The sequence below is a fragment of the Streptomyces sp. NPDC047081 genome (assembly GCF_040643775.1).
Classification (GTDB): Bacteria; Actinomycetota; Actinomycetes; order Streptomycetales; family Streptomycetaceae; genus Streptomyces.
Window position 1 is genome coordinate 1 of record NZ_JBEYUY010000013.1, and the last position, 25,972, is coordinate 25,972.

Here is a 25,972-nt window from a genome sequence, read left to right on the forward strand (position 1 = left end):
GCCCCGGCGCTTGCGCTTCTTGGGGGCGGGGGGTTCGGGGGCGGGGTCGGGTTGCACAGGGGCGGACTCAGCGGCGGTGGGCCCTGGACAGCCGGCGCCGCCGAGGCCCCGCGTCCCGGCGGGGCCGACCCGCTGCCCCCTTCCCCCGTCCGTCCGCAGGACACCGTCGCCGTCCTGTTCACCTCCGGCACGACCGGTCCGCCGCGCGGAGTGCGGTGCCCGCAGGGGCAGTTCGTCCAGTGGGGCCGTACCGTCTCGGACGCCCTGCGCCTGACCTGCGACGACGTCCTGTTCACCTGTCTGCCCCTGTTCCACACCAACGCCCTGAACACCCTGGCCCAGGCGATGACCGTGGGCGCGTGCTGTGTGGTCGGCGAGCGGTTCTCCGCCTCGCGGTTCTGGCGGCAGGCCGCCGACGCCGGTGCCACTGCCGTCCATCTGCTCGGCGCGATGCCGCCCATGCTGCTCGCCCGGCCGCCGGGCCCGGACGACCGGGCGCACCGGGTGCGGCGCGGCCTCTCCCCGGCCACGCCGGGCCCGCTGTGGGAGCCGTTCCGTGAGCGGTTCGGCGTCACCCTGGTGGACGGGTTCGGCTCCACGGAGACGAACCTCGTCATCGGCTCCACCCCCGAGCACCGCCGGCCCGGGTACATGGGCACGGTCCGCCCGGGCTTCGACGCCCGAGTGGTCGACGAGGCCCTCGCCCCCGTGCCGGACGGCACCCCGGGCGAACTCCTCGTCCGCAGCCACCGCCCCTACGCCTTCGCCACCGGTTACCTGGGCGATCCGGAGCCGCCCCCGGACTCCTGGCGCCGGACGGGCGACCGGGTGGTCCGGGAGCCCGACGGCTGGTTCCGGTTCGTCGACCGCATCAAGGACGTCATCCGGCGGCGCGGCGAGAACATCTCCTCCCACGAGGTGGAGGCGGCCGTCCGCTCCCACCCCGCGGTCGTCGCGGCCGCCGCCTTCCCGGTCGCCTCCGAACTGGCCGAGGACGAGGTGATGGTCGCCGTGGTCCCGCGCCCCGGGCACACCCTGGACCCGGCGGACCTGGCCCGGCACTGCGCCCGCGAACTGCCCGGCTTCGCCGTGCCCCGCTACATCGAGCGGGTCGACGCGCTGCCGCTCACCGAGACCGGCAAGGTGCGCAAGGCGGTGCTGCGCGAGCGTGGGGTCACGCCCGGCACCTGGGACCGCGAGCGCGCCGACACCGGGCACTGACAGCGCGGCCCCGGTCCTGGTCGTCGTACGGCAAACGCCCCTCAGTCCGCCTCCCCGTCGTCCACCAGCAGCCGCGCGACCCCCTGCGCGCTGAACACGTCCCGCAGGGCGAGGACGATGCCGCCGTGCAGTGCCGCCGTGCCGTCGGGCAGGGTCGTGGTGATGATCAGGGCCCGGGTGGTGAGGGGCAGCGCACGGCGGTACACGACGGCGCGCACCCCCGACAGGAGGTCGTCGCTCAGGTCGCTGAGCGGGCCGCCGAGGACCAGCGTGCGGGGGTTGTAGACCAGCACCAGCGTGGCCGCGACCTCGCCGATCGCCGTGGCGGCCTCCCGCAGGGCGCGTACGGCGGGCGGATCGCTGTCGGCGATGCGTTCCGCCAGTTCGCGCTCGCCGTGCCTCAGGTCGTCGTCCGTCGTCTCGGGGATGCCCAGGGCGCGCAGGACTGCGCGGTGCGAGGCGACGGCCCGGACACAGCCGACGTTGCCGCAGGTGCACAGGGAGTCGCCGCCGTCGGCGGCCGGGATGTGGCCGACGTCGCCCTCGGCGCCGTCCGCCCCGCGGTAGATGTCGCCGGAGGCGGTGACGAGGCCGGCCCCCATCCCGGCGCCGATCTTGAGGCAGAGCAGGGGCGTGTCGGCCTCCCGCCGGCTCGCCTCGCCCAGGGCCATGAGGTTGGCGTCGTTGTCAACGCGGGCGGGGGCGCGGAACCGTACGCCCAGCGTCTCGGCGGCGGGATAGCCGTCCCAGCCCGGCATCCCGGTCGGCCGGACGGCGCAGCCGCGTCCGACGTCGACGGGGCCCGGCAGGCCCAGCACCACCTCGCGGACCCGGCGCGGGTCGCGGCCGGTCCGCTCCAGCAGGGCGAGGACGCGTTCCGCCACCGCGTCCAGCACGGCCTCGGGTCCGGCCTCGATGCGGACGGGCACGGTCTCCCGGGCGAGCATCCGCCCGGTGAGGTCCGCGATCGCGACCTGCGCCCCGGACGTGTCGACGTCGGCGACCGCGACGGTCCCCGCGCGCGGGGAGAGCGTCAGCACGCGCGGCGGCCGGCCGCGCACCGACTCGCCGGACTCGATCTCCTCCAGGAGGCCGTGTCCGAGGAGATGGCCGACGTGCTGGCCGACGGTGGAGCGGGCCAGGCCGGTGCGCCGGGCGATCTCGGCCCTGCTGGTCGCCTCGCCCGAGACGACGAGGTCCAGGACGGCGCGCAGACCCAGGGGGACCGCGGGCAGCAGGGCGGTGGGCGTCGGCGGATACAGCTCGTGTTTGTGAGCTGCGAAGGCTCCTTTATGTACGGTCACGGTCTTTGTTCGGCCTCCTCACACCGATCACCATCGGATGTGCGCAGGCCGCGCGTCAACAGGCGGGTCAGGGCGACCCGCGGACGGCATTTCGGACTGCTTTAGTGCGCGAGAAAAATTAAAAGCGGCATCTTGTCCGTTCCGTGCGAACCAACGGATGGTGTGGGTCACCCCGCGTTCACGCCGTGGCCGGTTCGACGACGGCAGACCATGACCTCCGGACGGCTCGAAAAAATTGCCGAGCCTATCCGGAGGAGGCAGCCGAGGCAATGAGATCGGATCGCTCCCGGTGTGAGCCCACCCCTTCCCGCCGACCGGCCGGCCCACCGCCGGCACGGCTCTCCGCCGGGCCGGGGCACCCCCTCGCCGTCTCCCGCGCGTGCGCCCGCGAGACACGCTTTCCCCTGGTCACACGCCCTTTCCGGCCCGTCGGCCGCACCGGTGCGCACCCGCCTCCGGCGACCCCCTGGGCAAGCCGCCCGACACCCCACCGTCCACCCTTGTCACGATCCGATGACGGGACTCCCGGTGTTCTGCTCACCGGACCGCGGTCCTCGTCTCCCGGCCCGGCACGGCAGTTCACTACCGAGCAACCCCGCCGGATCCGGCCATCCGGTCCGGCCTGAACCGCCGGTCCCGCGCACCACCGGCCCGGCTCCCACGGAGCACCCGCACCGACGCGGCCCCGTCCGCGCCACGCTCCCGCACCCCCACCGCCCTCCGGAGAGGAACCACGGCATGGCCAAGCAGACGCATCGCATCGGCATCCTGGGCAGCGGCAACATCTTCGGCCGGTACGTCACCGGTCTCGCCCGCCACCCGGAGCTGCGGATCGTCCGCGTCGGGGACATCGACACGGCCCGGGCCAAGCAGGCGGCCGTCGAGCACGCGATCCCGGCCTGGGGCGACGACGCGGAGCTCTACGCGGACGACTCGGTGGACATCCTCGTCAACCTGACACCGCCGGTGCACCACGCGCGCACCGTGGTGACGGCCCTGGAGGCCGGAAAGCACGTCTACGTGGAGAAGCCCCTGGCCACGACCGTCGAGGAGGGCCGGACCACCCTGGCTGCGGCGACCCGCACGGGGCGCCTGCTGGGCTCCGCGCCGGACACCTTCCTCGGCAGCGCGAGCCAGACCCTGCGCAAGGCGATCGACTCGGGGGCGATCGGCGAGCCGATCGGGGCCTCCGCGTTCATCGGCCACAGCAAGGCCGAGAACTGGCACCCGAACCCGTCCTTCCTGTTCCAGGAGGGCGGCGGCCCGGTCATGGACATGGGCCCGTACTACGTGGCGATCCTGGTCAACGCCCTCGGCCCGGTCAGGTCGGTGGCCGCCGCCAGCCGGATCGGGGCACCTCGGCGGACGGTGACCGCGCCGGAACGGACGGTCGACACCATCGAGGTCACCGTCCCCACCCACGCGGCGGCGGTCCTCACCTTCGCCTCGGGCGTCATCGGGACGACCCAGATGAGCTTCGACGTCTGGGACACCGACCTGCCGGCGGTGGAGGTCTACGGCACCGAGGGCACCCTGTCCCTGCCCAACCCCAACCACTTCGACGGCGACGTACGGCTGCGGCGGCACGGCGACGCCGACTGGACCGTGCTGGAGCCGGTCGTCGAGCTCTTCGGCGCGGTCGGCACCCGCGAGCAGGCCCGCCGCGGGCTCGGCGTGCGCGACCTCGCGAACGCCGTCGAGGGCGGCCCGCACCGCGCCAACGCCCCGTTCGCCCTCCACGTCCTCGAAACGCTGTGCGCGGTGGAGGAGTCGTCCCGCTCGGGCCGTACGGCACAGCTGGAGACCACCTGCGAACGCCCCGAGCCCCGCTACTCCGCCTGACGCCGACCACGCCCCGAAAGGACCACCGTGACCATCACCCCCGAGAAGATCGCGATCAACCCGCTGCAGTGGATCGCCACCGACGACGGCTGGATCGACCCCGCCATCGCCCCGCCGCTGGCCGACCGGCTCAAGGTCATCCAGGAGTCGGGCATCCGCTCCGTGCACGCCGAGGTCCCGGCGGACCTCACCACCGCCGAGTACGGCGGGCTCCTCGCCGACCACGGTCTGCTGCCCGCCCCCGGCTACATCTCGGGCCCGCTGCCCGAGGACGAGGCGGGCCTGCGGGAACTGCTCGACAAGACGGACCGGATCAGTACGCAGATGGCCGAGCTCGGCCTGCCCACCGTCTTCGTGGCCACCGGGATGAACAAGCAGGCCCCGCGCGTGCACCGCCCGGCGGTCGGCGCGCACGGCACGCCCGAACGCCTGGAGCGGGTCCGGGACGTGTTCGCCAGGATGGGCGAGACCACCCGGGCCAACGGTGTCGCCGCCGCCTTCCACCCGCATGTCGGCACCTGGGCGGAGACCGAGGAGGAGACCCGGTTCATCCTCGACACGATCCCTGCGGACGTCCTGTCCTTCGGTCCGGACATCGGCCACCTCGGCTGGGCCGGTGCCGATGTCATCGGCCTGATACGCGAGTATGGGGACCGGGTCGCCGCCATGCACGTCAAGGACTTCCACGCGGAGGTGGCCGAGCGCGGCCGGGCCGAGGGCTGGACCTACCAGCAGACCGTGCTCGCGGGTCTGTGGGCGGAGCCGGGCCACGCCTCCGTGGATCTCCCCGCCACCCTCGCCGCCCTGCCGGACACCTTCGACGGCTGGCTCGTCATCGAGGTCGACAAGGGCGCCCAGGCCACGCCCGAGGAGAGCGTCCGGCTCTGCGGCGCCTGGGCGCGACAGCCCCACTGAACACGACGTCACCCGTCTGGAGGCCCCCAGTGCCCACGGCCTATGGATTCACCGCCTACGGCGGACCGGAGGTGCAGCGGTTCCTTGAGCTGCCCATGCCCGTGCCGGGGCCGGACGAACTGCTCGTCGAGGTGTACGCGGCCGGGGTCAACCCGGTGGACTGGAAGGTCCGGGCAGGTCAGCACCGCGCCTTCCTCCCCCTCGACCTGCCGGCCGTGCTCGGGCGCGAGGCCGCGGGCGTCGTCGCCGCGGTCGGCGCGGACGTCGAGGGGTTCGCCGTCGGCGACCCGGTGTTCGGCGCCAGCGCCCGCGGCTGCGGCGGCTACGCGCACTTCGCGCTGCTGACCGCGAGCAGCACGGCGCACAAGCCCGACGCCGTCTCCTGGACCGACGCGGCCGTGCTGCCGGTGGCGGCCGGCACCGCCCACGACGGGCTGGCCGGACTCGTCCCCGAGGCCGGCGAGACCCTGCTGGTCCTGGGGATCGGCGGCGGTGTCGGCGTGGCCGCCGCGCAGCTCGCCCGAGCGGCCGGGGTGTCGGTCGTCGGCACCGCCGGCGCGGCCAAGCGGGAGTTCGTCGAGTCGCTCGGCGTCGGCGTGATCGCCTACGACAGTGGCGATTTCGACGAACAGCTCCGGTCGGCCCTGCCGAAGGGAGCCGACACGGTCCTCGATCTCGTGGGCGGCGACGCGCTGAACACCGTCTCGGCGGTGCTCCCGCCCGGCGACCGGATCCGCACGGTCGCCGACCCCGACACCGCGGCCCGCTTTCAAGCCCTCCCCCTGTCCCGCAGCGGCTCGACCGAGGCCCTCGCCGAACTGGCCCGGCGGGTGGCCCAGGGACAGCTCGATCCCCAGGTCCACGGCGTCTTCCGGTTCGAGGACGCCGGGGCCGCCCTCCACGCGGTCGAGTCCGGCCACCCCCGGGGCAAGGTCGCGCTCGTCATGCGCGCGGACCGCTGACCCCCGTACGACCCGCTCCCCCCACGGTGCAGCCGACCACCCACATCCGAGCCCTCCCCGGCTCTCACCCTCGCAAGGAGCACCGATGTCACTCACCACGCCAGTCCATGTCCGCCGGCTGACAGCGGGCGTCGCCGTGGGCGCCGCGCTGTTCACCTCGGCGTGCAGCGCGGCCACCCAGCAGCCCGTCGGCGGGACCTCCTCGGCCGCGGTCAGCGACGGCGGCACCCTCGTCGTCGCCCAGGCGAGCGACGTCGACCCGGGAGGATTCCTCAAGACCTCCTTCGGCAACCTGCTCTCCGAGTACCAGGTCTTCGAGACCCTGACGCTCATCGACACCGCCACCGGCAAGCCGACCGGCGTCCTCGCCAAGTCGTGGAAGCTCGCCCCCGACGCGATGAGCATGGACATCACGCTCCGCGACGACGTCACCTTCCACAGCGGCCGCAAACTGACCGCGAACGACGTGATCTTCACCCTGAAGAAGGTGCAGGACCCGGCGACGGGCGCGGCGAACCAGCCGATCGCCGCCCAGATCAAGACGATGAAGGCCGTGGGCGACCACGAGCTGAAGCTGACCTTCTCCAAGGCGACGCCGAACGTCTTCGACCTCTTCGAGACGATGCCGATCGTGAACCCCGCGTCCTACGCCGGCAACTCCGCCGGAAAGGTCGTCGACGGCACCGGCCGCTTCCAGTGGACGTCCTGGACGCCCGGCGGCAAGGTCGTGCTCACCAAGTACGCCAAGTATCGGGACGCCAAGAACACCCACCTCGACAAGATCGAGATCAACATCATCACCGACCCCACGGCCATCGTGTCGGCGATCCGCAGCGGTCGCGTGCAGTACGGCGTGGGGGTCGCGGCCCTCGACGCCCGCAGCCTGAGCGAGCAGCCCGGATACGCCCTGGTGACCTCGGGCGGAGCGGCCATCTCGCTCTCCCTCGACGTGACGAAGGCGCCGTTCGACGACAAGACCGTGCGCCAGGCGATCCAGTACGCGATCGACCGCGGCCGCATCGTCCAGCAGGTCGAGGGCGGACAGGCGCAGGCGACCGACCTGCCGTGGCGGACCTCCTCCGCCGGGTACGACGCCACCCAGGCGAAGCACTACACGTACCAGCCGGGCAAGGCCAAGAAGATGCTCGCCGCGGCCGGCGTGAAGAACGCGACGCTGAATGTCGTCACCCTCAACACCCCCGAGAACACCGGCATCTTCCAGATCGTCAAGAACAACCTCGCGGCCGTCGGCATCACCGCCAAGGCGGTCCTGCTCAGCCCGACCGAGTACGACGCGAAGATCGCCGCGCGGAACATGGGCGCGCCCGGAGTGCTGGTGATGGGCAGCAACGCCCAGTCGCCCGCGTCCCAGGTCGTGAGCCGGCCCGAGTACCTCGCCGGTGACAACCTGCTGAAGTTCAGCAGTCCGCAGTACTCCACGCTCGTCCAGAAGGTGGCCACGGCCACGTCGGCGGCCGACCAGAAGGCCGCGACGCACGACTACAACGACTATCTGCTCGACCAGGCGTTCTCGGTCCCGCTGGTCACGCGGCCGACCCTGACGGTCCGGACGAAGTCCGTGGGCGGCATCCAGTCGACCCAGGCGGGCTTCATCGAGCTCGGAACGGCCTGGCTGTCGAAATGATCCGCTTCCTGTTGCGCAAGGTGCCCTCGGTGGTGTTCGTGCTGTTCACCAGCTCGGTCATCGCCTTCGCCCTCCCCCGGCTCGCCCCGGGGGACGTCGCCGTCAGCCTCGCCGGGCCGGACGCGACCGCCGCGAACATCACGGCCATCCGGCGGCAGCTGGGGCTGGACCGGTCCCCCGTGGTGCAGTACTGGGACTGGATCTCCGGGCTCTTCCACGGTGACCTGGGCCGGTCCTACCTGCTCGACCGCAGCGTCACGAGCCTCATCGGCGACCGGCTGGAGAGCACGGTCGAGCTGGCCGTGTTCGCCACCGTGCTCGCCGTGGCGCTCGGCACGCTGCTCGGGACCCTCGCGGGCTCGACCCGGCGCCGGTGGGCGCGGACCGTTCTCGACCTGGGCAACAGCGTCCTGGTCGCCATCCCGTCGTTCCTCACGGCGCTCGCCCTGATCCTCGTCTTCGGTGTGTACCACCGCTGGCTGCCGGTCAGCGGCGAGGTGAGCGTGGTGCACGACCCCGCGATCGGGATCCAGTACCTGGTGCTGCCCGCGGTCGCGCTCGCGCTGCCGCCCGCCGGCGGCGTGGCCCGGCTGCTCCAGACGGAGATGGCCCGGGTGCGGGGCGAGGACTACGTCGACCTGGCCCTCGCCAAAGGGGTCTCGTCGACTCGGATCACACTGCGCCACGTGCTGCGCAACAGCTTCGGCACCGCGGTCGTCGCGATCGGCCTGGAGATCGGCACCCTGCTCGCCGGCGCCGTGGTCATCGAATCCGTGTTCAACCGCAACGGCCTCGGACAGCTCGCCGTCTCCAGCGTGACCACCCGCGACTTCACCGTCCTGCAGGTGCTGATCCTCGGCGTGGTCTGCGTGGCCGTCGTCTGCCAGATCGTCACCGAGCTGGTCCTCGCGGCACTCGACCCCAAGATCAGGTTGGGAGACTGACCATGACAGACGTACCCCTGTCGCCGCCGGTGGCCGTGCGGCGGAGGCTGAACCCGACGCTGGCCCGCTATCTGTCGGCGTTCCGCACCCCGCGGGGCGTCATCGGGCTGTCGATCCTGGTGCTCCTGGCGCTCGCCGCGCTGCTCGCCCCCGTCCTCTTCCCGGGCGGCTTCGACCAGCAGGGGACGACCACCTTCGCCGGCCCCTCGGCCGGTCACCTCTTCGGCACGGACGAGTTCGGCCGCGACATCTTCGTCCGCAGCGTCTACGGGCTCCGCGTCGACCTCAGCCTGGTGCTGACCGCCGTGCCGCTGAGCATGGCGATCGGCACCCTGCTCGGGCTGTGCGGCGCGCTCTCGGAGTGGCTCGGCGCGGGGGTGCAGCGGCTGCTGGACGTGATCATCGGCTTCCCGGGGCTGATCCTCGGGGTCTGCCTGGTGGCGATCCTCGGCACGGGCTGGTTCGCGCTCTTCCTGACCATCCTGATCGGCGGTCTGCCCAGCGCCGGCCGCCTGGCCCGCGGCGCCTGGCTCGCCCAGCAGAACAAGGAGTACGTCCTGGCCGCCCGGGTGCTCGGCGTCTCGCGCCGCCGGCTGCTCGTACGGCACGTCCTGCCGAACGCGATGGACGCCATCGTCGTGAACGGCGCCGTGTGGATGGTCATCGGCGTCTACATCGAGGCGGGCCTGTCCATCGTCGGCCTCGGTGTCCAGCCGCCGACGCCGTCGCTCGGCGTGCTGCTCAACAACGGACTGCGGTTCGTGTCCCAGTCCTCCACCTACATCGTCGGCCCCGCCCTCCTGCTGCTCCTGCTGGCGGTGGGGGTCAGCCTGATGTCGGACGCCCTCAACGAGGCGGTGAATCGCCGATGACCCCGACGACCGATCCCCATGTGACAGAGCCGCAGGCTCCCGAGACCGCCGAGCGCGTCCCGCTGCTGCGCGTCGAGGGCCTGGGCACGGAGTTCAGGCTGAGAGGCGGTGCCGTCCGGGCCGTCGACGGCGTCAGCTTCGACATCCACGCCGGTGACGTCCTCGGCATCGTGGGCGAGTCCGGCTCGGGCAAGTCCGTCACCGCGCGCTCGATCATGCGGATGCTGCGCCCGCCCGGCGAGGTCGTCGCGGGCACCGTCCGCTTCGACGGCGAGGACCTGCTCACGCTGCCCGAGAGCGAGATGCGGCGCCGGCGCGGCAGCAGGGTCGCGATGGTCTTCCAGGACCCGCAGGCCGCCCTCAACCCGGCCATGAAGGTCGGCGACCAGATCGTCGAGGCGATGACGGTCCACGGCGTCGACAAGAGGACCGCGCGGGCCCGGGCGGTCGAACTCCTCGAACAGGTCGGCATCCCGGACGTGCGGACGAAGATCGACCACTATCCGCACCAGTTCTCCGGCGGTATGCGCCAGCGCGTCGTCATCGCGATCGCCCTGGCCAACGATCCGGCCCTGCTCATCGCCGACGAGCCCACGACCGCGCTCGACGTCACCATCCAGGCCCAGATCCTGCGGCTGCTCGCGCGGCTGCGCACCGAGCTCGGCATCGCCGTGGCGATCATCACCCACGACATGGGCGTGGTCGCCGAGCTCTGCACGGACGTCGTCGTCATGTACAGCGGGCGCACGGTCGAGAAGGGCACCGTCGAGCAGGTCTTCACCGACCCCCGGCACCCCTACACGGCGGCGCTGCTCGCGGCCATGCCGCGCGTCGACGACGACCGCAAGGGCGGTCCGCTGCCCGCGATCCCCGGCACCCCGCCCGACCCGGCCGCCCTCCCGCCGGGCTGCGCGTTCGGACCGCGCTGCCCGTTCGCCGAGGACGGGTGCACCGAGGCGGCGCCGGAACTGCTGGAGATCGGCGACTCGGGCCGGTCCGCGGCCTGCTTCGTGTCCCAGCGGGGAGTCGACGTCTCCGCCGTCCCCACCGAGGAGACGATGGCCCCGGCACCGCGTCCCGCCGTCTCCGCGACGGACGTGCCTGTGCTGGAGGTCCGCGACCTGCGGGTCGACGTCGGATCGCGCCGGCGCGGGCTGTTCCACCGTGAACCCCCGGTGTACGCCGTCGACTCGGTGAGCCTCGCCGTGCACGCCGGCCGCACCCTCGGGCTGGTGGGCGAGAGCGGCTGCGGCAAGTCCACGCTGTCGCGGAGCGTCGTCGGCATCAACCCGATCGCCGACGGCACGGTCCACGTCGACGGCACCGACGTGACCGCGATGCGCGAGGCCGACCTCGCCCGGGTCCGGTCCTCGGTGCAGTACGTCTTCCAGGACCCCTACGCCTCCCTGAACCCCCGGCGCACGATCCGGCAGTCCCTCACCGAGGCGCTCGGCCTGCGCGGCATCGGCGGCCGGGAACTCGAGTCCGAGGCACGCTCGTTGATGGAGCAGGTCGGGCTGCGCCCGGAACTCCTCGACCGCTATCCGCACGCGTTCTCGGGCGGCCAGCGCCAGCGCATCGGCATCGCCCGGGCCCTGGCCCGCCGCCCGCGCACCCTGGTCCTGGACGAACCGGTCTCCGCGCTGGACATGTCGGTCCAGGCCCAGATCATCAACCTCCTGCAGGAACTGCAGAGCGATCTCGGCCTGGGATACCTGTTCATCGCCCACGACCTGTCGGTCGTACGGCACCTCAGTGACACGGTCGCGGTGATGTACCTCGGCAGGATCGTCGAGTACGGCGATGTCGCGGACGTCTACGGCAACCCGCAGCATCCCTACACCGCCGCGCTGCTGTCGTCGTCGCCGGTGGTGGACGTCACGGCCCCCGAGCGGGAACAGATCGTCCTGCGGGGCGACCTGCCGAGCCCCGCGAACCCGCCCTCCGGCTGCCGCTTCCGCACCCGCTGCCCGATCGGTCCGCTGGCCCACCCGGAGCGCACCATCTGCGCGGAGACCGATCCGGGGCTCACCCTGACCCCGGCCGGGCAGCGAGCCGCCTGCCACTTCGCCGGCGAACTGGCCACGGTACGGCCGACGATCGGACCGTGAGGGCCGACGCGATCATGCGGTGGGCGATGTCGACGCCGTAGCGCTCGCCTCAAGGCACGAGGCGAGCGCCGGGTGTGAGTGGCGGGTGGGGCTTCTACTTGTCGTAGGTGGCAGTCGGCATGGCGGTGTCCTCTCCCCTTGGACGGACACGTGGTTCTCTCAGGCGGACAGTGACCGGGCAGCGGCTCGTTGTCGTAGTCGAAGTCGATCAGCAACGCCTTGTGGAAGCCGGTCTCCACGAAGCAGTTGGCAGACCCGCCGCGTCCCCGATGGTGAACTCGGTGACCAGCTCGTACAGCTCGTGCCGCTGCTCGATGCCCTTGCCGCGATCGCCGGATCGTCTCCACCCTCCAAGCGCTGCCCACCGATGATCGTGGGCAGGACGATGTTCCTGGCGTTTCTACCCGGAAGCCTCTGATCGCGGCAGCGATCCTCCTCGATCTGCAGAAATACACCTTCTATTCAGAGCAGCCCCTTTGAACAGGCCTTTTATGTCAAGCCTTCCGCGAGGCGGAAGCAGTATTGCGCCCCCGTGACGTCCTTCCCGACGATGTCGCCACCACCCAACGACGGGAGCCGCAGCCATGCCGCACATGACCGCCTTCGCCAGGAACCAGTGGTACGTCGCCGCCTACAGCCACGAGGTGGGCCGCGAGGAGCTGCTCGGTCGGACGATTCTCGGTGAGCCGCTCGTCTTCTACCGGACGGAGGAGGACGGGACGCCCGTCGCGCTCGCGGACCGCTGTGTGCACCGCCGCTTCCCGCTGCACGAGAAGCCGAGCCGGCTGGACGGCGACCGGCTGGTGTGCGGGTACCACGGGTTCACCTACGACACGACGGGTACCTGCGTGTACGTGCCCGGTCAGAAGCGCATACCGCGCACCGCCCGCGTCGCCTCGTACCCCGTCGCCGAGGTGGACTCCCTGGTGTGGGTGTGGATCGGTGACCCGGCGCTCGCGGACGCGGACACCATTCCGCGCGCCCGGCACCTCGACTCCCCCGGCTGGACGACCGTCCGCGGCATGGAGCCCATCGACGCCGACTACGGCCTGCTCGTCGACAACCTCCTCGACCTTTCCCACGAGACGTATCTGCACGGCGGTTACATCGGCACCCCCGAGGTCGCCGAGACGCCGATCACCACCGAGGTCGACGAGGGCGCGGGCATCGTACGGGTCAGCCGGCACATGGACGACGCCGAGTGCCCGCCGTTCTACGCCAAGTCGACCGGCATCGAGGGCCGGATCACCCGCTGGCAGGACATCGAGTACCACGCCCCGTGCCTGTATCTGCTGCACAGCCGGATCGCGCCGGTGGGCGTGCTGCCGGAGGCCGACGGGAGCGACCCGAACGCCTTCCACACCGAGATCACGTACGCGATCACGCCGTCCGCCGACGGCAAGGTGTACGACTTCTGGGCCGTCTCGCGCGACTGGGCGACCGAGGACGACGAGGTCACCGAGTTCCTGCGGGGCAACAACCACACCGTCGTGATGCAGGACGTGGACGCGCTCAACCTCCTTCAGCGCACGCTCGGTTCGGAGCGCGCGGGCTACCAGGAGCTGAGCATCAACATCGACACCGGCGGCCTGGCCGCCCGCCGTATCCTCGCCCGCCTCGTCGAGGAGGGCGACAAGCCCGTGGAGAAGGTCCTGTGAGCAACAGCCCCACCGGGGAGATCTACCGGATCGACTGGCTGCCGGGCACGGACATCCTGCACGGCACCTGCCACTGCGGCGCCGAGCACGCCGCTCAGGACCCGATCGAGATGTGGGAGTGGATGCTCGGCCACCCCGAAGGACACCGGCCGCCAGGACACCGGCCGCCAGGACACCAGCCGGCAGGACACCAGCCGCCGGGCCACGAACCGCGAGGTGGCGATTCATGAGTGACGTGTACGAAGCCGAACTCGTCGTCGAGCGCAGGGAGTTCGCGGCCGACGGCGTGCTCGCCCTCACCCTGCGCCACCCGCTGGGCGAGGAGCTGCCGGCCTGGGAGCCGGGCGCCCACGTCGACGTGGCGCTCGGGCCGGAGCTGGAGCGCCAGTACTCGCTGTGCGGCGACCCCGCCGACCGTTCGGCGTGGCGGATCGCCGTACTGCGGGAGCCGGACGGGCGCGGCGGATCCGCCCATGTGCACGAGCAGTTGGGGCAGGGCGACAAGGTGCGGGTGCGCGGCCCGCGCAACCACTTCCGCCTGGAGCCCGCGCCGCGCTACCGCTTCATCGCGGGCGGCATCGGCATCACGCCGATCCTGCCGATGCTGGCCGCGGCGGAGGCGGCGGGCGCCGAGTGGACGCTGCTGTACGGCGGTCGCACGCGCGAATCCATCGCGTTCACCGAGGAGTTGGGGCGGTACGGCGACCGGGTGACCGTCGCCCCGCAGGACGAGACGGGTCTGCTGGACCTCGCCTCCGTGCTGGACGGCCTGCCCGAGGGGACGCTCGTCTACTGCTGCGGCCCCGGGCCCCTGCTGGACGCGGTCGAGGCGCGCTGCCCGGCCGACCGGCTGCGCGTCGAGCGGTTCGCGCCGAAGGCCCAACAAGCGGGCGAGAACGGCGAGTTCGAGGTCGAGCTGGCACAGAGCGGCCGTACCGTCACGGTCGCGCCGGACGTCTCCGTGCTGGACGCGGTGCGCGCCGCCGGTGTCGAGGTGCTGTTCTCCTGCACCGAGGGCACCTGCGGCACCTGCGAGACCGATGTCCTCGAAGGGACGCCGGAGCACCGGGACTCGGTGCTCACGGACGCGGAGCGGGAGAGCGGGGAGACGATGATGATCTGTGTGTCCCGCTGTCGTGGGAAGCGGCTCGTGCTGGACCTGTGATCCTCAGGTCGGCGTCGATCCGGGCGACGGTCGCCAGCAGCGGCGGCAGCAGGTCCCGCCGTATCGACCCGACGGTGTTGCGGCCGGCCGGCACGGCGATGTTCACAGCCGCGACCACCTCGCCGCTCCGGTCCCGCACCGGGGCGGCGATCGACCGGAGCCCCTCCTCCAGCTCCTGGTCGACGAGCGCGTACCCCTGATCGCGTATTCGCCGTAGTTCGGCGCGGAGTTCGCGCGCCGACACGACGGTGAACTCGGTCAGGGGGCGCAGCCGTGTCCGGGCGAGCCGGGTGTCGATCTCCTCGTCCGGCAGATGGGCGAGGACCACGCGGCCGACCGAGGTGACGTACGCGGGGAAGCGGGTGCCCACCGTGATGGCCGCGGACATGATGCGGCGGGTCGGGACCCGGGCGACGTACACGATGTCGTCGCCGTCGAGGACGCACAGCGAGGACGACTCCTTGACCTCCGCGACGAGCCGCTCCAGATGCGGTTCGGCGATCTGCGGCAGGGTGAAGCTGGAGAGGTAGGAGTAGCCGAGCTCCAACACCCTTGGGGTGAGCCGGAACTGGCGTCCCTCCTGGTGGACGTAGCCCAGGTCGGCCAGGGTGAGCAGCAGGCGGCGGGCGGCGGCGCGGGTCAGGTCGCAGCTGTCGGCGACCTCGCTCAGGGTGCGGGCGGGGTGCTCGGCGTCGAAGGAGCGGATGACGGCGAGACCGCGCTCGAAGGACCTCACGAAGTGTGGCGGACGGGCTCCGGCTGGCATCGCGCCCCCAAAAGTGTCAACAATGTTGTCGGCGAACCCATTGACCGGACTCGATTACGGCTTCTACCTTCCGGCTGAGCAAGTCCGCGCACTACTGTGCGCCTTGCGCACAACCTGTCGGAACACCGCTGCACCGTTCTCTGCACAGGAGGAGCCATGCGCCGTCTGATCGCCGGTCTCACCACCGGCGCCTTCCTGCTCGTCGCGACGGCCTGTGGCTCGTCGGGCGGCGACTCGTCCAGCGGGAGCACGTCGTCCGGGGGCATCACCACGGTCAAGGTGGGCCTGATCCCCATCGTCGACGTGGCGCCGCTCTATCTCGGTGAGAAGAAGGGCTTCTTCGAGAAGCAGGGCCTGAAACTGTCGCCGACGCTCGCCTCGGGCGGAGCCGCCATCGTGCCCGCGGTGGCCTCGGGCCAGTACCAGTTCGGGTTCTCCAACGTGTTCTCCCTGATGGTCGCCCAGACCAACGGCGTGTCCCTGAAGGCGATATCGAACGGCGCCGCGTCAACCGGCGTACAGGGCAAGGACTTCGGGGCCACCGTGGTGAAGAAGGACAGCCCGATCAAGACGATGAAGGACCTCGAGGGCAAGAAGGTCGCAGTCAACACCCTCAAGAACATCAATGAGTTGGCGGTCCGGGAGTCGGTGACGAAGGCGGGCGGCGACCCGGACAAGGTCAAGTTCGTCGAGCTCCCCTTCGACCAGATGCCCGCGGCGCTCGACAAGGGGCAGGTCGACGCGGCCATGGCCGTGGAGCCGGCGCTCACCACCATGAAGGACCAGGGCGCCCAGGAGATCGCGTCCCCGCTCGTCGACATGGCCTCGAAGCTGACCGTCGCGATGTACTTCACGTCGACGGCCTACGCGCAGAAGAACCCCGAGATCGTGAAGAAGTTCCAGAAGGCGACCGCCGAGTCCCTCGCCTACGCGGACGCCCACCCCGACGAGGTCCGCAAGATCGTCACCACGTACACCCAGGTCCCGGCATCGGTGCTGGCCAAGGTCACCCTGCCCAAGTGGCCGGCCGAGGCGAACCGCGCCTCGATCGAGACGCAGGCGAAGCTGGGCGAGCAGTTCGGCTTCTTCAAGAAGTCGCCCGATCTGGACGCGCTGCTGCCGTGAGGGGTACGAACGCCGCGCTCGGCGCGGCCGGGCTCGCGGCCTTCCTCGCCCTGGGCGAGGCGGTGCCGCGGCTCGGCCTCGTCAAGGAGGCCTACTTCCCGCCGACCAGCCGTATCGCCTCCGCACTCGGTGACGAACTCTCCGACGGCGGCTTCTGGTCGGCGCTCGGCGACACCCTGACCGGCTGGGCGATCGGCCTCACGATCGCGGTCGGCGCGGGTGTCGTCGTGGGCGTGCTGGTCTCGATCGTGCCGTATCTGCGCGAGGCGACGGCCTCGACGATCGAGTTCCTCCGCCCGATTCCCTCGGTCGCCCTGATCCCCCTCGCGGTCCTGCTGTACGGCACCGAGCTCAAGTCGGTGCTCCTGCTCGTCGTGTACGCGTCCTTCTGGCAGGTGCTCATCCAGACCCTGTACGGCGTCCAGGACGTGGACCCGGTCGCCGAGGAGACGGCGCGGTCGTACGGTCTCGGCACCTGGGCGCGCGTGCGCCATGTGCTGTGGCCGACCGCGCTGCCGTACGTCATGACGGGTGTCCGGCTCGCCGCGGCGGTCGCGCTGATCCTCGCCATCACCGCCGAACTCGTCATCGGCGCACCGGGGTTGGGGCGGGAGATCGCGGTCGCGCAGACCTCGCAGGCGGTGCCGGAGATGTACGCGCTGATCGTGGTCGCCGGTCTCCTCGGTCTGCTCATCAACGTCGGCGCGCGGGCGGTGGAGCGCCGGGCGCTGGCCTGGCACCAGTCAGTGCGCGGAGAGGTGGCGGTGTGATGCGGATACTGCTGCGGCTGTTCTTCGTGGTGGCGCTGCCCGTGCTGCTGGTCGCGGTGTGGTGGGCCGCGTCCTCCGGCAGCACGAACCCGTTCTGGCCGCCGCTGCGGACGATCCTCACGACCTTCCCGGACGTCTGGACCGCCGACCGGCTGCGCACCGACGTCCTGCCCAGCGTCCTGCGCCTCGCGGCCGGCTACGCTCTGGCGGCCGTCGTCGGTGTCGCGCTCGGCACGGTCATCGGCTCCTACCGGCGGGTGCGGGCGGTGTGCGAACCGGTCCTGGAGTTCCTGCGGGCGATCCCGCCGCCCGTGCTCATCCCGGTGATCACGCTGTTCGCGGGCATCGGCGACACGATGAAGATCGTGGTGATCGCGAGCGGCTGCGTCTGGCCGATCCTGCTCAACACGGTCGAGGGGGTGCGCGCGGTCGACTCGGTGATGCTGGAGACAGCCCGCTCGTACGGCATCACGGGCGTGGCGCGCCTGCGCGACCTGGTCCTGCGCTCGGCGAGCCCGCAGATCTTCGCGGGGCTGCGCCAGGCGCTGTCCATCGGCATCATCCTCATGGTCATCAGCGAGATGGTCGCGGCCAGCAACGGCATCGGCTTCACCGTCGTCCAGTTCCAGCGCAGCTTCGCCATCCCGGACATGTGGACCGGGATCCTGGTCCTCGGCCTGCTCGGCTTCCTTCTCTCCGTCGTCTTCCAGCTGGTCGAGCGGCGGGTGCTCGGCTGGTACCACGGTCTGCGCGCGTCCACCCGGCGGTCGCAGTGAAGCTCGCGAAAGGGCAATCCATGCTCGACGTACGCGGCCTCAAGAAGGTCTACGAAGGGTCCGGCCGCCGCGTCGAAGCGGTGCGCGACCTCACCTTCACCGTGGAGGCGGGCGAACTCGTCTGCCTGGTCGGCCCGTCGGGCTGCGGCAAGACGACTCTGCTGAAGTGTGTGGGCGGCCTGCTCACGCCGACGGCCGGCCGGGTGACGCTCGCGGACAAACCGGTGAGCGGGCCGCCGCCCGGAATGGCCTTCGTCTTCCAGGAGTACGGCCGCAGCCTGTTCCCCTGGATGCGGGTCGCCGAGAACATCGAACTCCCCCTGAAACAGAAGGACTTGACCAGGTCCCGGCGCAGGGAGCTGGTGGCCGACGCGCTGGAGTCGGTCGGCCTCACGGACGCCGCCGGCGCCTACCCCTGGCAGCTGTCCGGCGGTATGCAGCAGCGCGTCGCCATCGCCCGTGCCCTCGCCTACGAGCCCGACGTCCTGCTGATGGACGAGCCGTTCGCGGCGGTGGACGCCCAGACCCGCGCCGATCTGGAGGATCTCGTACGGCGGTTGTGGCGGGAGCGCGGGATGACGATCCTGTTCGTCACCCATGACATCGACGAGGCCGTGTACCTGGGTGAGCGCGTGGTCGTCCTCTCCGCCTCCCCCACCGTCGTACAGGAACAGCTGAAGGTCGATCTCCCCGACGAGCGCGACCAGTTGCACACGCGGGTCGCCCCGCGCTTCGCCGAGCTGCGGACCCATGTGTACGAGCAGATCCAGGCGGCGAAGCGCGGGGAGCCTCAGGACGCGGTCACGAAGTCAGATACGCCTCCACCTCACTGAACTGCCCTGCGGGCCACCCGGTGTTGGCGCTGACGGACAGCCGCAGATAGCGCAGGTTCGCGCTGCTCGGCAGCGAGACGGTGGCCGTGTTGCCGGTCGCCGGGTCGAAGCGGTAGCCGGAAGATCCCACCACCGTCGAGTAGTTGGAGCCGTCGGCACTGCCCAGCACGGTGATGGTCTGCGTACGGGCGCCCCAGGCCGAGGACGGCGGCAGCTTCAGCACCAGACGGCGCACCGCGTAGGACGAGCCCAGGTCGACGGTCCAGGACTGTGGGAAGGCGTTGTTGGCCGACTCCCAGTAGCTGTTCGCGTCGCCGTCGACCGCCTTGCCGGGCGTGTAGACGTCCTGTGAGCCGGTCGCCGTCGCCGGGCGGCCCTTGGCGAGGTTGCGGTTCGGGTCCGGGTCGGGGTTGCCCTGGCCGGGCTGCGGCCAGGTCGAGCAGTCCGACCAGGTGCTGCTCCAGCCGGAGTTGCCGCCGCCGTCGGTGAGCGTGAAGGTGCCGGAGCTCGCCGGGTAGGGGCAGTTGTAGATGCCGACCGCGCCCACCGAACTCGCGGTCACGTTGCGGAAGGTCGCCGCGCCCTGCGCCTCCGCCTGGACGACGACCGTCCCGGTGTTCCGCACGGTCGCGCCGTCCACGGTGACATTGCGGACGGGGTATCCCTGCCCGCCGCCCGACACGAACTCGAAGGCGCTGTACGGGCTGTCGGTGATCGTCGTGTTGGTGATGTTCACGGTGGCGTTGATGGCGCTGTCGTAGGAGTCGACGCGCAACGCGCCCATCGGATGGTTCCAGTTGGGGTTCATCGCCCCCGCACGCAGGAGCGTGTTGCCGTCGACCGTGATCGTGCCGGACAGCGGCGAGAAGGGGTCGAGGAACTTCTGGTTGGAGATCGCGATGCCGCTGCCGAGGGCGTTGGTGTCGGAGACCAGGTTGTTCTTCACCGCGATGTCGGTGCCGCCGTAGATCGCGATGCCGTTGGCGAGGTTGGGCTGCGAGATGGTGTTGTTCTCGAAGCTGCTGTTGGTGTCCGGCGAGTACAGCGACCACATGGCGAGGGAGTCGTCGCCCTGGTTGCGCAGGAAGTTGTTCCTGACGCGGACCCCGCGGGCGTTGCCGTTGAGGTTGAGGCCGTCGGCGGTGGTGTCGAGGACGCGGTTGTTCTCGACGACCAGGTTGTCGTTGTTGCCCATCAACCAGAGGCCGACCTTGAGGTGCTGCAACCACATCCCGGAGACCGAACTGTTCGGTCCCAGCGAGCCGTTGACGAAGTTGTCCGGATTGGAGTCGACGCGTTCGGTGACCTCGCCGAGCACCGCGAAGTCCTTGATGTGCACGCCTCCGGAGGAGCTGGACTGGTCGATGAAGCGGGAGGTGTGCACGACGGAGTACCAACTGCCCGCGCCCTGGAGCGTCACGTTCTGGACCCCGCTCAGCGAGGACGTGAGCCTGTAGTCGCCCGGCGGGATCCACACCACTCCGCCCTGGGCGGCGGCGATCGCGTCCCGGAAGGCCTGCGTGGAGTCGCCGTTCCCGCTGGGGTCGGCACCCTTGGAGGTGACCGAGACCGAGCCCGCGGGCTGTGCGGCCGCGGCGTCGACCTGCTCGAAGTCGGCGACGTCCACGGTGACCTGGGTGCCGGTCGACTGGAAGGCGACCTTGTCGCCGGCCTGGAGGTTCTGCCCGAGCAGCAGCCGGGAGTTGTCGAAGAAGTGGTGCTGCTTGGCGCCCGGTATCCAACTGGTGTCGATGTACGAGTACTTGGAGGTCACCGGCAGCGTCTTGCTGATCCTGGTGCCGTTGACGTACACGTCGAGCGAGCCCGACTGGCCGTCCGGGACGCTGTAGGCGAGGTTCACGGCGTTGGCCGCGCGCGGCACGGTGAACTCCACGCGCTGCCCCGAGGTGAGCCGCACGGCCTGGCGTCCGGAGGCCTCGGAGGCGAGGGTGCCCTGGGTGTGGTCGGGGCCGATCTTCGTGCCGGTGGAGGTGGCGGACTCGGCCTCGACGGAGGTGAAGGGCAGGGTGGCGCCGGAGGCCGCGTGGGCGGCGGGCACGGCGGCGGTGAGCAGGCCGGCGGAGAGGGCGACCACGGCACCGGTTGCTGGCATGCGCCTGACAGATCTGGACCTGTGCATGTGCTGATCCCTTCGGGGTGGGGGTGCGGGGATAGCGGTGCGGTCGGCTGCGGCTCAGGCGCGCAGCCAGACCGCGGTGTCCTTCGGCAGCCGGCCGTCGGGGGTCAACGGGCCGCTGGTGAGAAGGAGTTGGGAGTGGGCGGGCAGGTCGGCGGGGGTGTCGGCGAGGTTCACCACGCACAGGGCCCCTTCGGCACGGGCGAAGGCGAGGACACCGTCGGGTGCGGGCAGCCACGTGAGCGGGTCGTCGCCGAAGACGGGCCGCAGACCGATCGCCGCGCGGTACAGGGCGAGCATCGAGGAGGGGTCCGCGGCCTGGCGGTCGGCGGCGTACGCCGCCCAGTCGGCGGGCTGTGGCAGCCAGGGCTCCTGCTGCTTCGAGCCGAAACCGGCATACGGTTCCCCGGCGGCCCACGGCAGCGGCACCCGGCATCCGTCGCGCCCCGGGTCGGTGCCGCCGGAGCGGAAGTACATCGGGTCCTCGATGCGGTCGCGCGGGATGTCGGCCTCGGGCAGGCCCAGTTCCTCGCCCTGGTAGACGTAGACGGCACCGGGCAGCGCGAGCGAGAGCAGGGCGGCGGCGCGGGCGCGTCGGGTGCCGAGGGCGAGGTCGGTGGGGGTGCCGAAGGCCTTTGCGGCGAAGTCGAAACCGGTGTCGGTGCGGCCGTAGCGGGTGACCGTGCGGGTGACGTCGTGGTTGCAGAGCACCCAGGTGGCGGGGGCGCCCACGGGGGCGTGCTCGGCGAGCGTGGTGTCGATCGACGTACGGAGCCTGTCCGCCTCCCAAGGGCAGGACAGGAAGGAGAAGTTGAAGGCGGTGTGCAGTTCGTCGGGGCGGAGGTAGCGGGCGAAGCGCTCGGCGTCCGGGAGCCACACCTCGCCGACGAAGACGCCGTCGTACTCGTCGGCCACCGCGCGCCAGGAGCGGTACACGTCGTGGAGTTCGTCGCGGTCGACGAAGGGGTGCGGGTCGGGTGCGTCGGCGAGGTCGGGCAGGTCCGGGTCCTTGGCGAGGAGGGCGGCCGAGTCGATGCGGACGCCGGCGACGCCCCGCTCGAACCAGAAGCGCAGGATGTCCTCGTGCTCCTGACGGACCGCCGGATGCGCCCAGTTGAGGTCGGGCTGTTCGGGCGTGAACAGGTGCAGGTACCAGTCGCCGTCGGGCAGCCGTGTCCACACCGGCTCGGTGGAGCCGAGGAACTGGGACGGCCAGTCGTTGGGCGGGAGTCGACCGTCCTCGCCGCGGCCGGGCCGGAAGTGGAACAGCTCGCGCTCGGGGCTGCCGGGTCCTGCGGCCAACGCGGCCCGGAACCAGGGATGCTGGTCGGACACGTGGTTGGGCACGATGTCGACGATGGTGCGGATGCCGAGTTCGCGGGCCTCGGCGATCAGCTTCTCGGCCTCGGCGAGCGTGCCGAAGGCCGGGTCGATCGCACGGTAGTCGGCGACGTCGTAACCGCCGTCCTTCATCGGTGACAGGTACCAGGGGCTGAACCACAGGGCGTCGACGCCGAGTTCGGCGAGATACGGGAGCTTCGCGCGGACGCCCGCGAGGTCGCCGGTGCCGTCCCCGTCGCCGTCGGCGAAGCTGCGGACGTACACCTGGTAGATGACGGCGGAGCGCCACCACTCCTTCTGGGCAGGGCGGGGCTGTCCCACGGTGCTTGCCTTTCTGTCGGAGGGAGGGCGTCAGCCCTTGGTGCTGCCCGCGCTGATCCCGGCGATGATGTGCCGCTGGAAGACGAGGAACAGCGCGACCATCGGGATGCTGGCGATGACCATCGCCGCGATGAGCACGGTGAGTTGGATGTTCTGCGAGAGCTGGACGAGGGCCACGCTGATGGGCTGCTTGTCGGTGTCGGAGAAGACCATCAGCGGCCAGAGGAAGTCCTGCCAGACGGCGACGAGGGCGAAGATCGAGACCACACCGAGGACCGGACGGGACATCGGCAGCACGACCGACCAGAGCGTGCGCAGCTTTCCGGCGCCGTCCATCTCGGCGGCCTCCAGCACATCGCGCGGGAGCTGGTCGAAGAACCGCTTGAGGAGATAGAGGTTGAAGGCGTTGGCGGCGGCCGGGAGCCAGATGGCCAGCGGGTCGTTGAGGAGGCCCAGGTCCGCCACGGTCAGGTACTTCGGTACGACGAGCGCCTGGGCCGGGACCATCAGGGTGGCGAGGATGCCGCCGAGGATCACCTTGCCGAAGACCGGCCGGAGCCGGGAGAGGGCGTAGGCGGCGGCCGTGCACAGGACCAGCTGGAACGCCCAGGCGCCGGCCGCCTGCACGACCGTGTTCCACAGGTGCTGCGGCAGTTGCATCAGATCCCAGGCATCGGTGTAGCCGCCGAGGTGCCAGTGCTCGGGCACGAGCGTGGGCGGGGTCCGTGTCACCTCGTCCGGGGACTTCATCGCGCCGGTCACCATCCAGTAGACCGGGAAGAGGAAGGCGAGGGCGAAGAGCAGGACGACGGTGGTGAAGACGGTCCAGTAGAGGGCCTTGCCGCGCGGGCGCGCCAGGGCCGCCGGGGAGATCAGGGTGCGGGTGCTCACAGGTCCCCCTCTCCGGAGCGGGTGAGCCGCAGGTACACGGCGGAGAAGGCGCCGAGCAGCACGAGGAGCATGACGCTGAGCGCGCAGGCGCCGCCGAAGTCGTTGTAGAGGAAGGCGTACTTGTAGATCAGGTAGAGGACGGTGACCGTGGCGTTCTCCGGGCCGCCGCCGGTGATGACGAACGGCTCGGTGAAGACCTGCATCGTGGCGATGATCTGAAGGAGCATCAGCATGAGGATGACGAAGCGGGTCTGAGGGATCGTCACATGGCGGATGCGTTGGAGGAGGTTCGCGCCGTCCAGTTCGGCGGCCTCGTACAGCTCGCCGGGGATGGACTGGAGGGCGGCCAGGTAGATCAGGACGGTTCCGCCCATGTTGGCCCAAGTGGCCACGATGACAAGGGAGACGAGGGCGGTGTCGGCGCCGTTGGACCAGTTCGAGGTGGGCAGGTGGAGGAAGCGGAGGGTTTCGTTGGCGAGGCCGGCTCCCGGGTCGTAGAACCACTTCCACAGCAGGGCGCTGACCACCGGCGGGATCATCACCGGGAGGTAGACCACAACCCTGAAGAAGGCCTTGGCGTGCCGGAGTTCGTTGAGGACGAGGGCCATCACGAAGGGGATCGCGAAGCCGATCAGCAGGGCGAGCAGGGTGAAGGTGAGGGTGTTGCGCCAGGCGGCCGCGAACTCCGGGTCGTGCCAGACGCGGGTGAAGTTCGCGGTGCCGACCCACTCCGGTGGTGAGCCGGGCGTGTACTTCTGGAAGGCGATCACGACCGCGCGGATCGCCGGGTACCAGGAGAACAGGGCGAAGCAGGCGAGGCCGCCGAGGAGGAAGGCGTAGGCGCGGGCCTGGTCGGCGAGGCGGCGCCGCCTCCGGTCCCCTGCCGGGGGCGGCGCCGGGACCGGATGGGCGGCGGCCGTCTCGACCGGCCGCCGCTCGGCCGTCTTCGTCATGCTCAACCTCGCGCCAGGATGCTGTCGATCTTGCCGGAGGCTTCCTTGAGCAACTGGTCGATGTCCGCGTCCTTCTTGGTGAGGACGGCGGAGACCGTGCCGTCGAGGACGGAGTAGATCTGCTGGGCGTTCGGCGGCTCGATCTTCAGCTGGAGGCTGTGGTTGCCGTCGAGGAAGGCCTGGTAGTTCTCCACCGGGACATTGGCGTTGGCCTTCTTGACCTGCTGGTCCTTGGCGTCGGCGGCGCCGGTGAACAGGCGCGGCTCGGGCAGTCCGACCGGGGCGTCGGCCTTCTTGGCGCGGGCGTAGTCGCCGATGAAGCCCGTGCCCGGGGTGAGGAACATGTGGTCGAGCCACTTCAGGCCGGCGCGGATCTGGGCGGGCGTGTCGTGCTTGTTGAACATGTAGCCGTCGCCGCCGATGAGCGTCCCCTTGCCGCCGGGCATGGGCGCGAGGGCGAGGTCCTTGTAGTTGCCGCCCTTCTCCTTGACCAGGATCGGGATGTTGTCCGGCGCGGACAGATACATGCCGAGCTTGCCCGAACCCATCATCTGCTGCACGTCGTTGATGACCAGGAGCTGCTTGCTGCCCATCGAGTCGTCGGTCCAGCGCATGTCGTGCAGGTTCTGCAGGACGGCGCGGCCCTCGGCGGTGTCGACGGTGGCCTTCCTGCCGTCGGCGCTCACGACGTCGCCGCCCTGTGAGTACAGCTCGGCGGTGAAGTGCCAACCCCCTTGGTTCTGGGCGCTGTAGTCGGCGTAACCGACCGTGCCGCCGCCGAGCGCGGCGATCTTCTTGGCGTCGGCGCGGACCTCTTCCCAGGTCGTCGGCGGCTGGTCGGGGTCGAGGCCGGCCTTCTCGAAGAGCTTGCGGTTGTAGATCAGGCCCATCGAGTAGCCGGTGCGCGGGATGCCGTAGATCTTCCCGTCGACGGTGTAGATGTCGCGCAGCTGCTTCTGGATGGTGCCGTAGCTCTTCAACTCCTTGATGTACGGGGTGAGATCGGCCGCCTGTTTGATGTCGACGACATGCCTGGCGTCGGTGAAGTACGTGTAGAAGACGTCCTCCATCTGCCCGCCGGCGAGCTTGGCGTCGAAGGTCTTCGGGTCCTGGCAGGGGAACGCGTCGTGCGCGACGACGTCGATGTCCGGGTTCTGCTTCTCGAAGGCGGCGACGTCCTGCTCGAAGAAGCCGCGGTCGACCTTGGCGCTCTTGGGCGGCTCGCAGTTGACGGTGATGCGCGTCTTGCCGCTCGCCGTGCCGTCGTCGCCCGACCCGCAGGCGGACGCCGCGAGGGCGAGGGAACAGACGCTGAGCGCGACGAACGTACGGCGGAACCCGGTGCTTCTCATCGGTGGACCCCTCGTGGCAGGAGCGGTGGGCGGGGCACACTCAAGCACCGCCGACATCCGTCCGCAAG

22 protein-coding genes are annotated in these 25,972 nt (G+C 70.9%); 15 read left to right on the plus strand and 7 right to left on the minus strand.

Annotated features, from left to right (window positions below; all coding sequences use genetic code 11):
• Positions 1-1,221 (plus strand): AMP-binding protein (locus ABZ848_RS24740; RefSeq protein WP_360835232.1); only part of this gene is annotated, 1,221 nt, incomplete at its 5' end.
• Between the two features lie 41 nt (positions 1,222-1,262).
• On the opposite strand, the gene ABZ848_RS24745 is transcribed toward ABZ848_RS24740, so the two are convergent.
• Entirely contained in the window at positions 1,263-2,525 is a 1,263-nt protein-coding gene (locus ABZ848_RS24745; protein WP_360835234.1) for an ROK family transcriptional regulator, read from the minus strand.
• Between the two features lie 738 nt (positions 2,526-3,263).
• On the opposite strand from ABZ848_RS24745, the gene ABZ848_RS24750 reads away from it, so the two are divergent.
• The 10 genes from ABZ848_RS24750 (at position 3,264) to ABZ848_RS24795 (ending at position 14,639) form a co-directional block, all read left to right on the plus strand.
• On the plus strand, positions 3,264-4,367 hold the full coding sequence (locus tag ABZ848_RS24750; protein ID WP_360835236.1) for a Gfo/Idh/MocA family oxidoreductase: 1,104 nt from the start codon (positions 3,264-3,266) through the stop codon (positions 4,365-4,367).
• 27 nt (positions 4,368-4,394) lie between these two features.
• Positions 4,395-5,282: a sugar phosphate isomerase/epimerase gene (locus ABZ848_RS24755; protein WP_360835238.1), complete on the plus strand. Its 888-nt coding sequence runs from the start codon at positions 4,395-4,397 to the stop codon at positions 5,280-5,282.
• Between the two features lie 29 nt (positions 5,283-5,311).
• Positions 5,312-6,244, plus strand: a complete 933-nt coding sequence (locus ABZ848_RS24760; protein WP_360835240.1) for an NADP-dependent oxidoreductase — start codon at positions 5,312-5,314, stop codon at positions 6,242-6,244.
• 85 nt (positions 6,245-6,329) lie between these two features.
• Positions 6,330-7,889: an ABC transporter substrate-binding protein gene (locus tag ABZ848_RS24765; RefSeq protein WP_360835242.1), complete on the plus strand. Its 1,560-nt coding sequence runs from the start codon at positions 6,330-6,332 to the stop codon at positions 7,887-7,889.
• Entirely contained in the window at positions 7,886-8,833 is a 948-nt protein-coding gene (locus ABZ848_RS24770; RefSeq protein ID WP_360835244.1) for an ABC transporter permease, read from the plus strand. The genes ABZ848_RS24765 and ABZ848_RS24770 overlap by 4 nt, the downstream gene beginning before the upstream one ends.
• Positions 8,834-8,835: 2 nt before the next feature.
• Positions 8,836-9,705 (plus strand): ABC transporter permease, encoded by an 870-nt coding sequence (locus ABZ848_RS24775; protein ID WP_360835246.1) that lies wholly within the window; start codon positions 8,836-8,838, stop codon positions 9,703-9,705.
• A complete protein-coding gene (locus ABZ848_RS24780; RefSeq protein WP_360835248.1) occupies positions 9,702-11,816 on the plus strand; it encodes an ABC transporter ATP-binding protein in 2,115 nt (704 codons plus the stop codon). The genes ABZ848_RS24775 and ABZ848_RS24780 overlap by 4 nt, the downstream gene beginning before the upstream one ends.
• Positions 11,817-12,400: 584 nt before the next feature.
• Entirely contained in the window at positions 12,401-13,474 is a 1,074-nt protein-coding gene (locus ABZ848_RS24785; RefSeq protein ID WP_360835250.1) for an aromatic ring-hydroxylating dioxygenase subunit alpha, read from the plus strand.
• Positions 13,471-13,704 (plus strand): hypothetical protein, encoded by a 234-nt coding sequence (locus ABZ848_RS24790; protein ID WP_360835252.1) that lies wholly within the window; start codon positions 13,471-13,473, stop codon positions 13,702-13,704. The genes ABZ848_RS24785 and ABZ848_RS24790 overlap by 4 nt, the downstream gene beginning before the upstream one ends.
• On the plus strand, positions 13,701-14,639 hold the full coding sequence (locus ABZ848_RS24795) for a PDR/VanB family oxidoreductase (protein WP_360835254.1): 939 nt from the start codon (positions 13,701-13,703) through the stop codon (positions 14,637-14,639). The genes ABZ848_RS24790 and ABZ848_RS24795 overlap by 4 nt, the downstream gene beginning before the upstream one ends.
• Here ABZ848_RS24795 and ABZ848_RS24800 read toward each other — a convergent pair.
• Entirely contained in the window at positions 14,554-15,405 is an 852-nt protein-coding gene (locus tag ABZ848_RS24800; RefSeq protein ID WP_360835256.1) for an IclR family transcriptional regulator C-terminal domain-containing protein, read from the minus strand. The genes ABZ848_RS24795 and ABZ848_RS24800 overlap by 86 nt on opposite strands.
• 156 nt (positions 15,406-15,561) lie before the next feature.
• Between ABZ848_RS24800 and ABZ848_RS24805 the strand changes: the two genes are divergently transcribed.
• The 4 genes from ABZ848_RS24805 to ABZ848_RS24820 are packed head-to-tail and all read left to right on the plus strand — an operon-like array spanning position 15,562 to position 18,909.
• Positions 15,562-16,530 (plus strand): ABC transporter substrate-binding protein, encoded by a 969-nt coding sequence (locus ABZ848_RS24805; protein WP_360835258.1) that lies wholly within the window; start codon positions 15,562-15,564, stop codon positions 16,528-16,530.
• A complete protein-coding gene (locus tag ABZ848_RS24810) occupies positions 16,527-17,300 on the plus strand; it encodes an ABC transporter permease subunit (protein WP_360835260.1) in 774 nt (257 codons plus the stop codon). The genes ABZ848_RS24805 and ABZ848_RS24810 overlap by 4 nt, the downstream gene beginning before the upstream one ends.
• On the plus strand, positions 17,297-18,076 hold the full coding sequence (locus ABZ848_RS24815) for an ABC transporter permease (protein WP_360835262.1): 780 nt from the start codon (positions 17,297-17,299) through the stop codon (positions 18,074-18,076). The genes ABZ848_RS24810 and ABZ848_RS24815 overlap by 4 nt, the downstream gene beginning before the upstream one ends.
• A 20-nt stretch (positions 18,077-18,096) precedes the next feature.
• Entirely contained in the window at positions 18,097-18,909 is an 813-nt protein-coding gene (locus ABZ848_RS24820; RefSeq protein WP_360835264.1) for an ABC transporter ATP-binding protein, read from the plus strand.
• Here the strand turns inward: ABZ848_RS24820 and ABZ848_RS24825 are convergent.
• The 5 genes from ABZ848_RS24825 to ABZ848_RS24845 all read right to left on the minus strand — a co-directional run bounded on the left by ABZ848_RS24825 (position 18,878) and on the right by ABZ848_RS24845 (position 25,904).
• Positions 18,878-21,022 (minus strand): discoidin domain-containing protein, encoded by a 2,145-nt coding sequence (locus ABZ848_RS24825; protein ID WP_360835266.1) that lies wholly within the window; start codon positions 21,020-21,022, stop codon positions 18,878-18,880. The two genes, ABZ848_RS24820 and ABZ848_RS24825, sit on opposite strands and share 32 nt — an antisense overlap.
• Positions 21,023-21,103: 81 nt before the next feature.
• Positions 21,104-22,708, minus strand: coding sequence for an alpha-amylase family glycosyl hydrolase (locus ABZ848_RS24830; RefSeq protein WP_360835268.1), 1,605 nt, complete (start codon positions 22,706-22,708; stop codon positions 21,104-21,106).
• Between the two features lie 30 nt (positions 22,709-22,738).
• A complete protein-coding gene (locus ABZ848_RS24835) occupies positions 22,739-23,599 on the minus strand; it encodes a carbohydrate ABC transporter permease (protein ID WP_360835270.1) in 861 nt (286 codons plus the stop codon).
• Positions 23,596-24,552 (minus strand): sugar ABC transporter permease, encoded by a 957-nt coding sequence (locus ABZ848_RS24840; protein ID WP_360835272.1) that lies wholly within the window; start codon positions 24,550-24,552, stop codon positions 23,596-23,598. The genes ABZ848_RS24835 and ABZ848_RS24840 overlap by 4 nt, the downstream gene beginning before the upstream one ends.
• Positions 24,553-24,554: 2 nt before the next feature.
• On the minus strand, positions 24,555-25,904 hold the full coding sequence (locus ABZ848_RS24845; protein ID WP_360835274.1) for a sugar ABC transporter substrate-binding protein: 1,350 nt from the start codon (positions 25,902-25,904) through the stop codon (positions 24,555-24,557).
• Positions 25,905-25,972 lie beyond the last annotated feature (68 nt).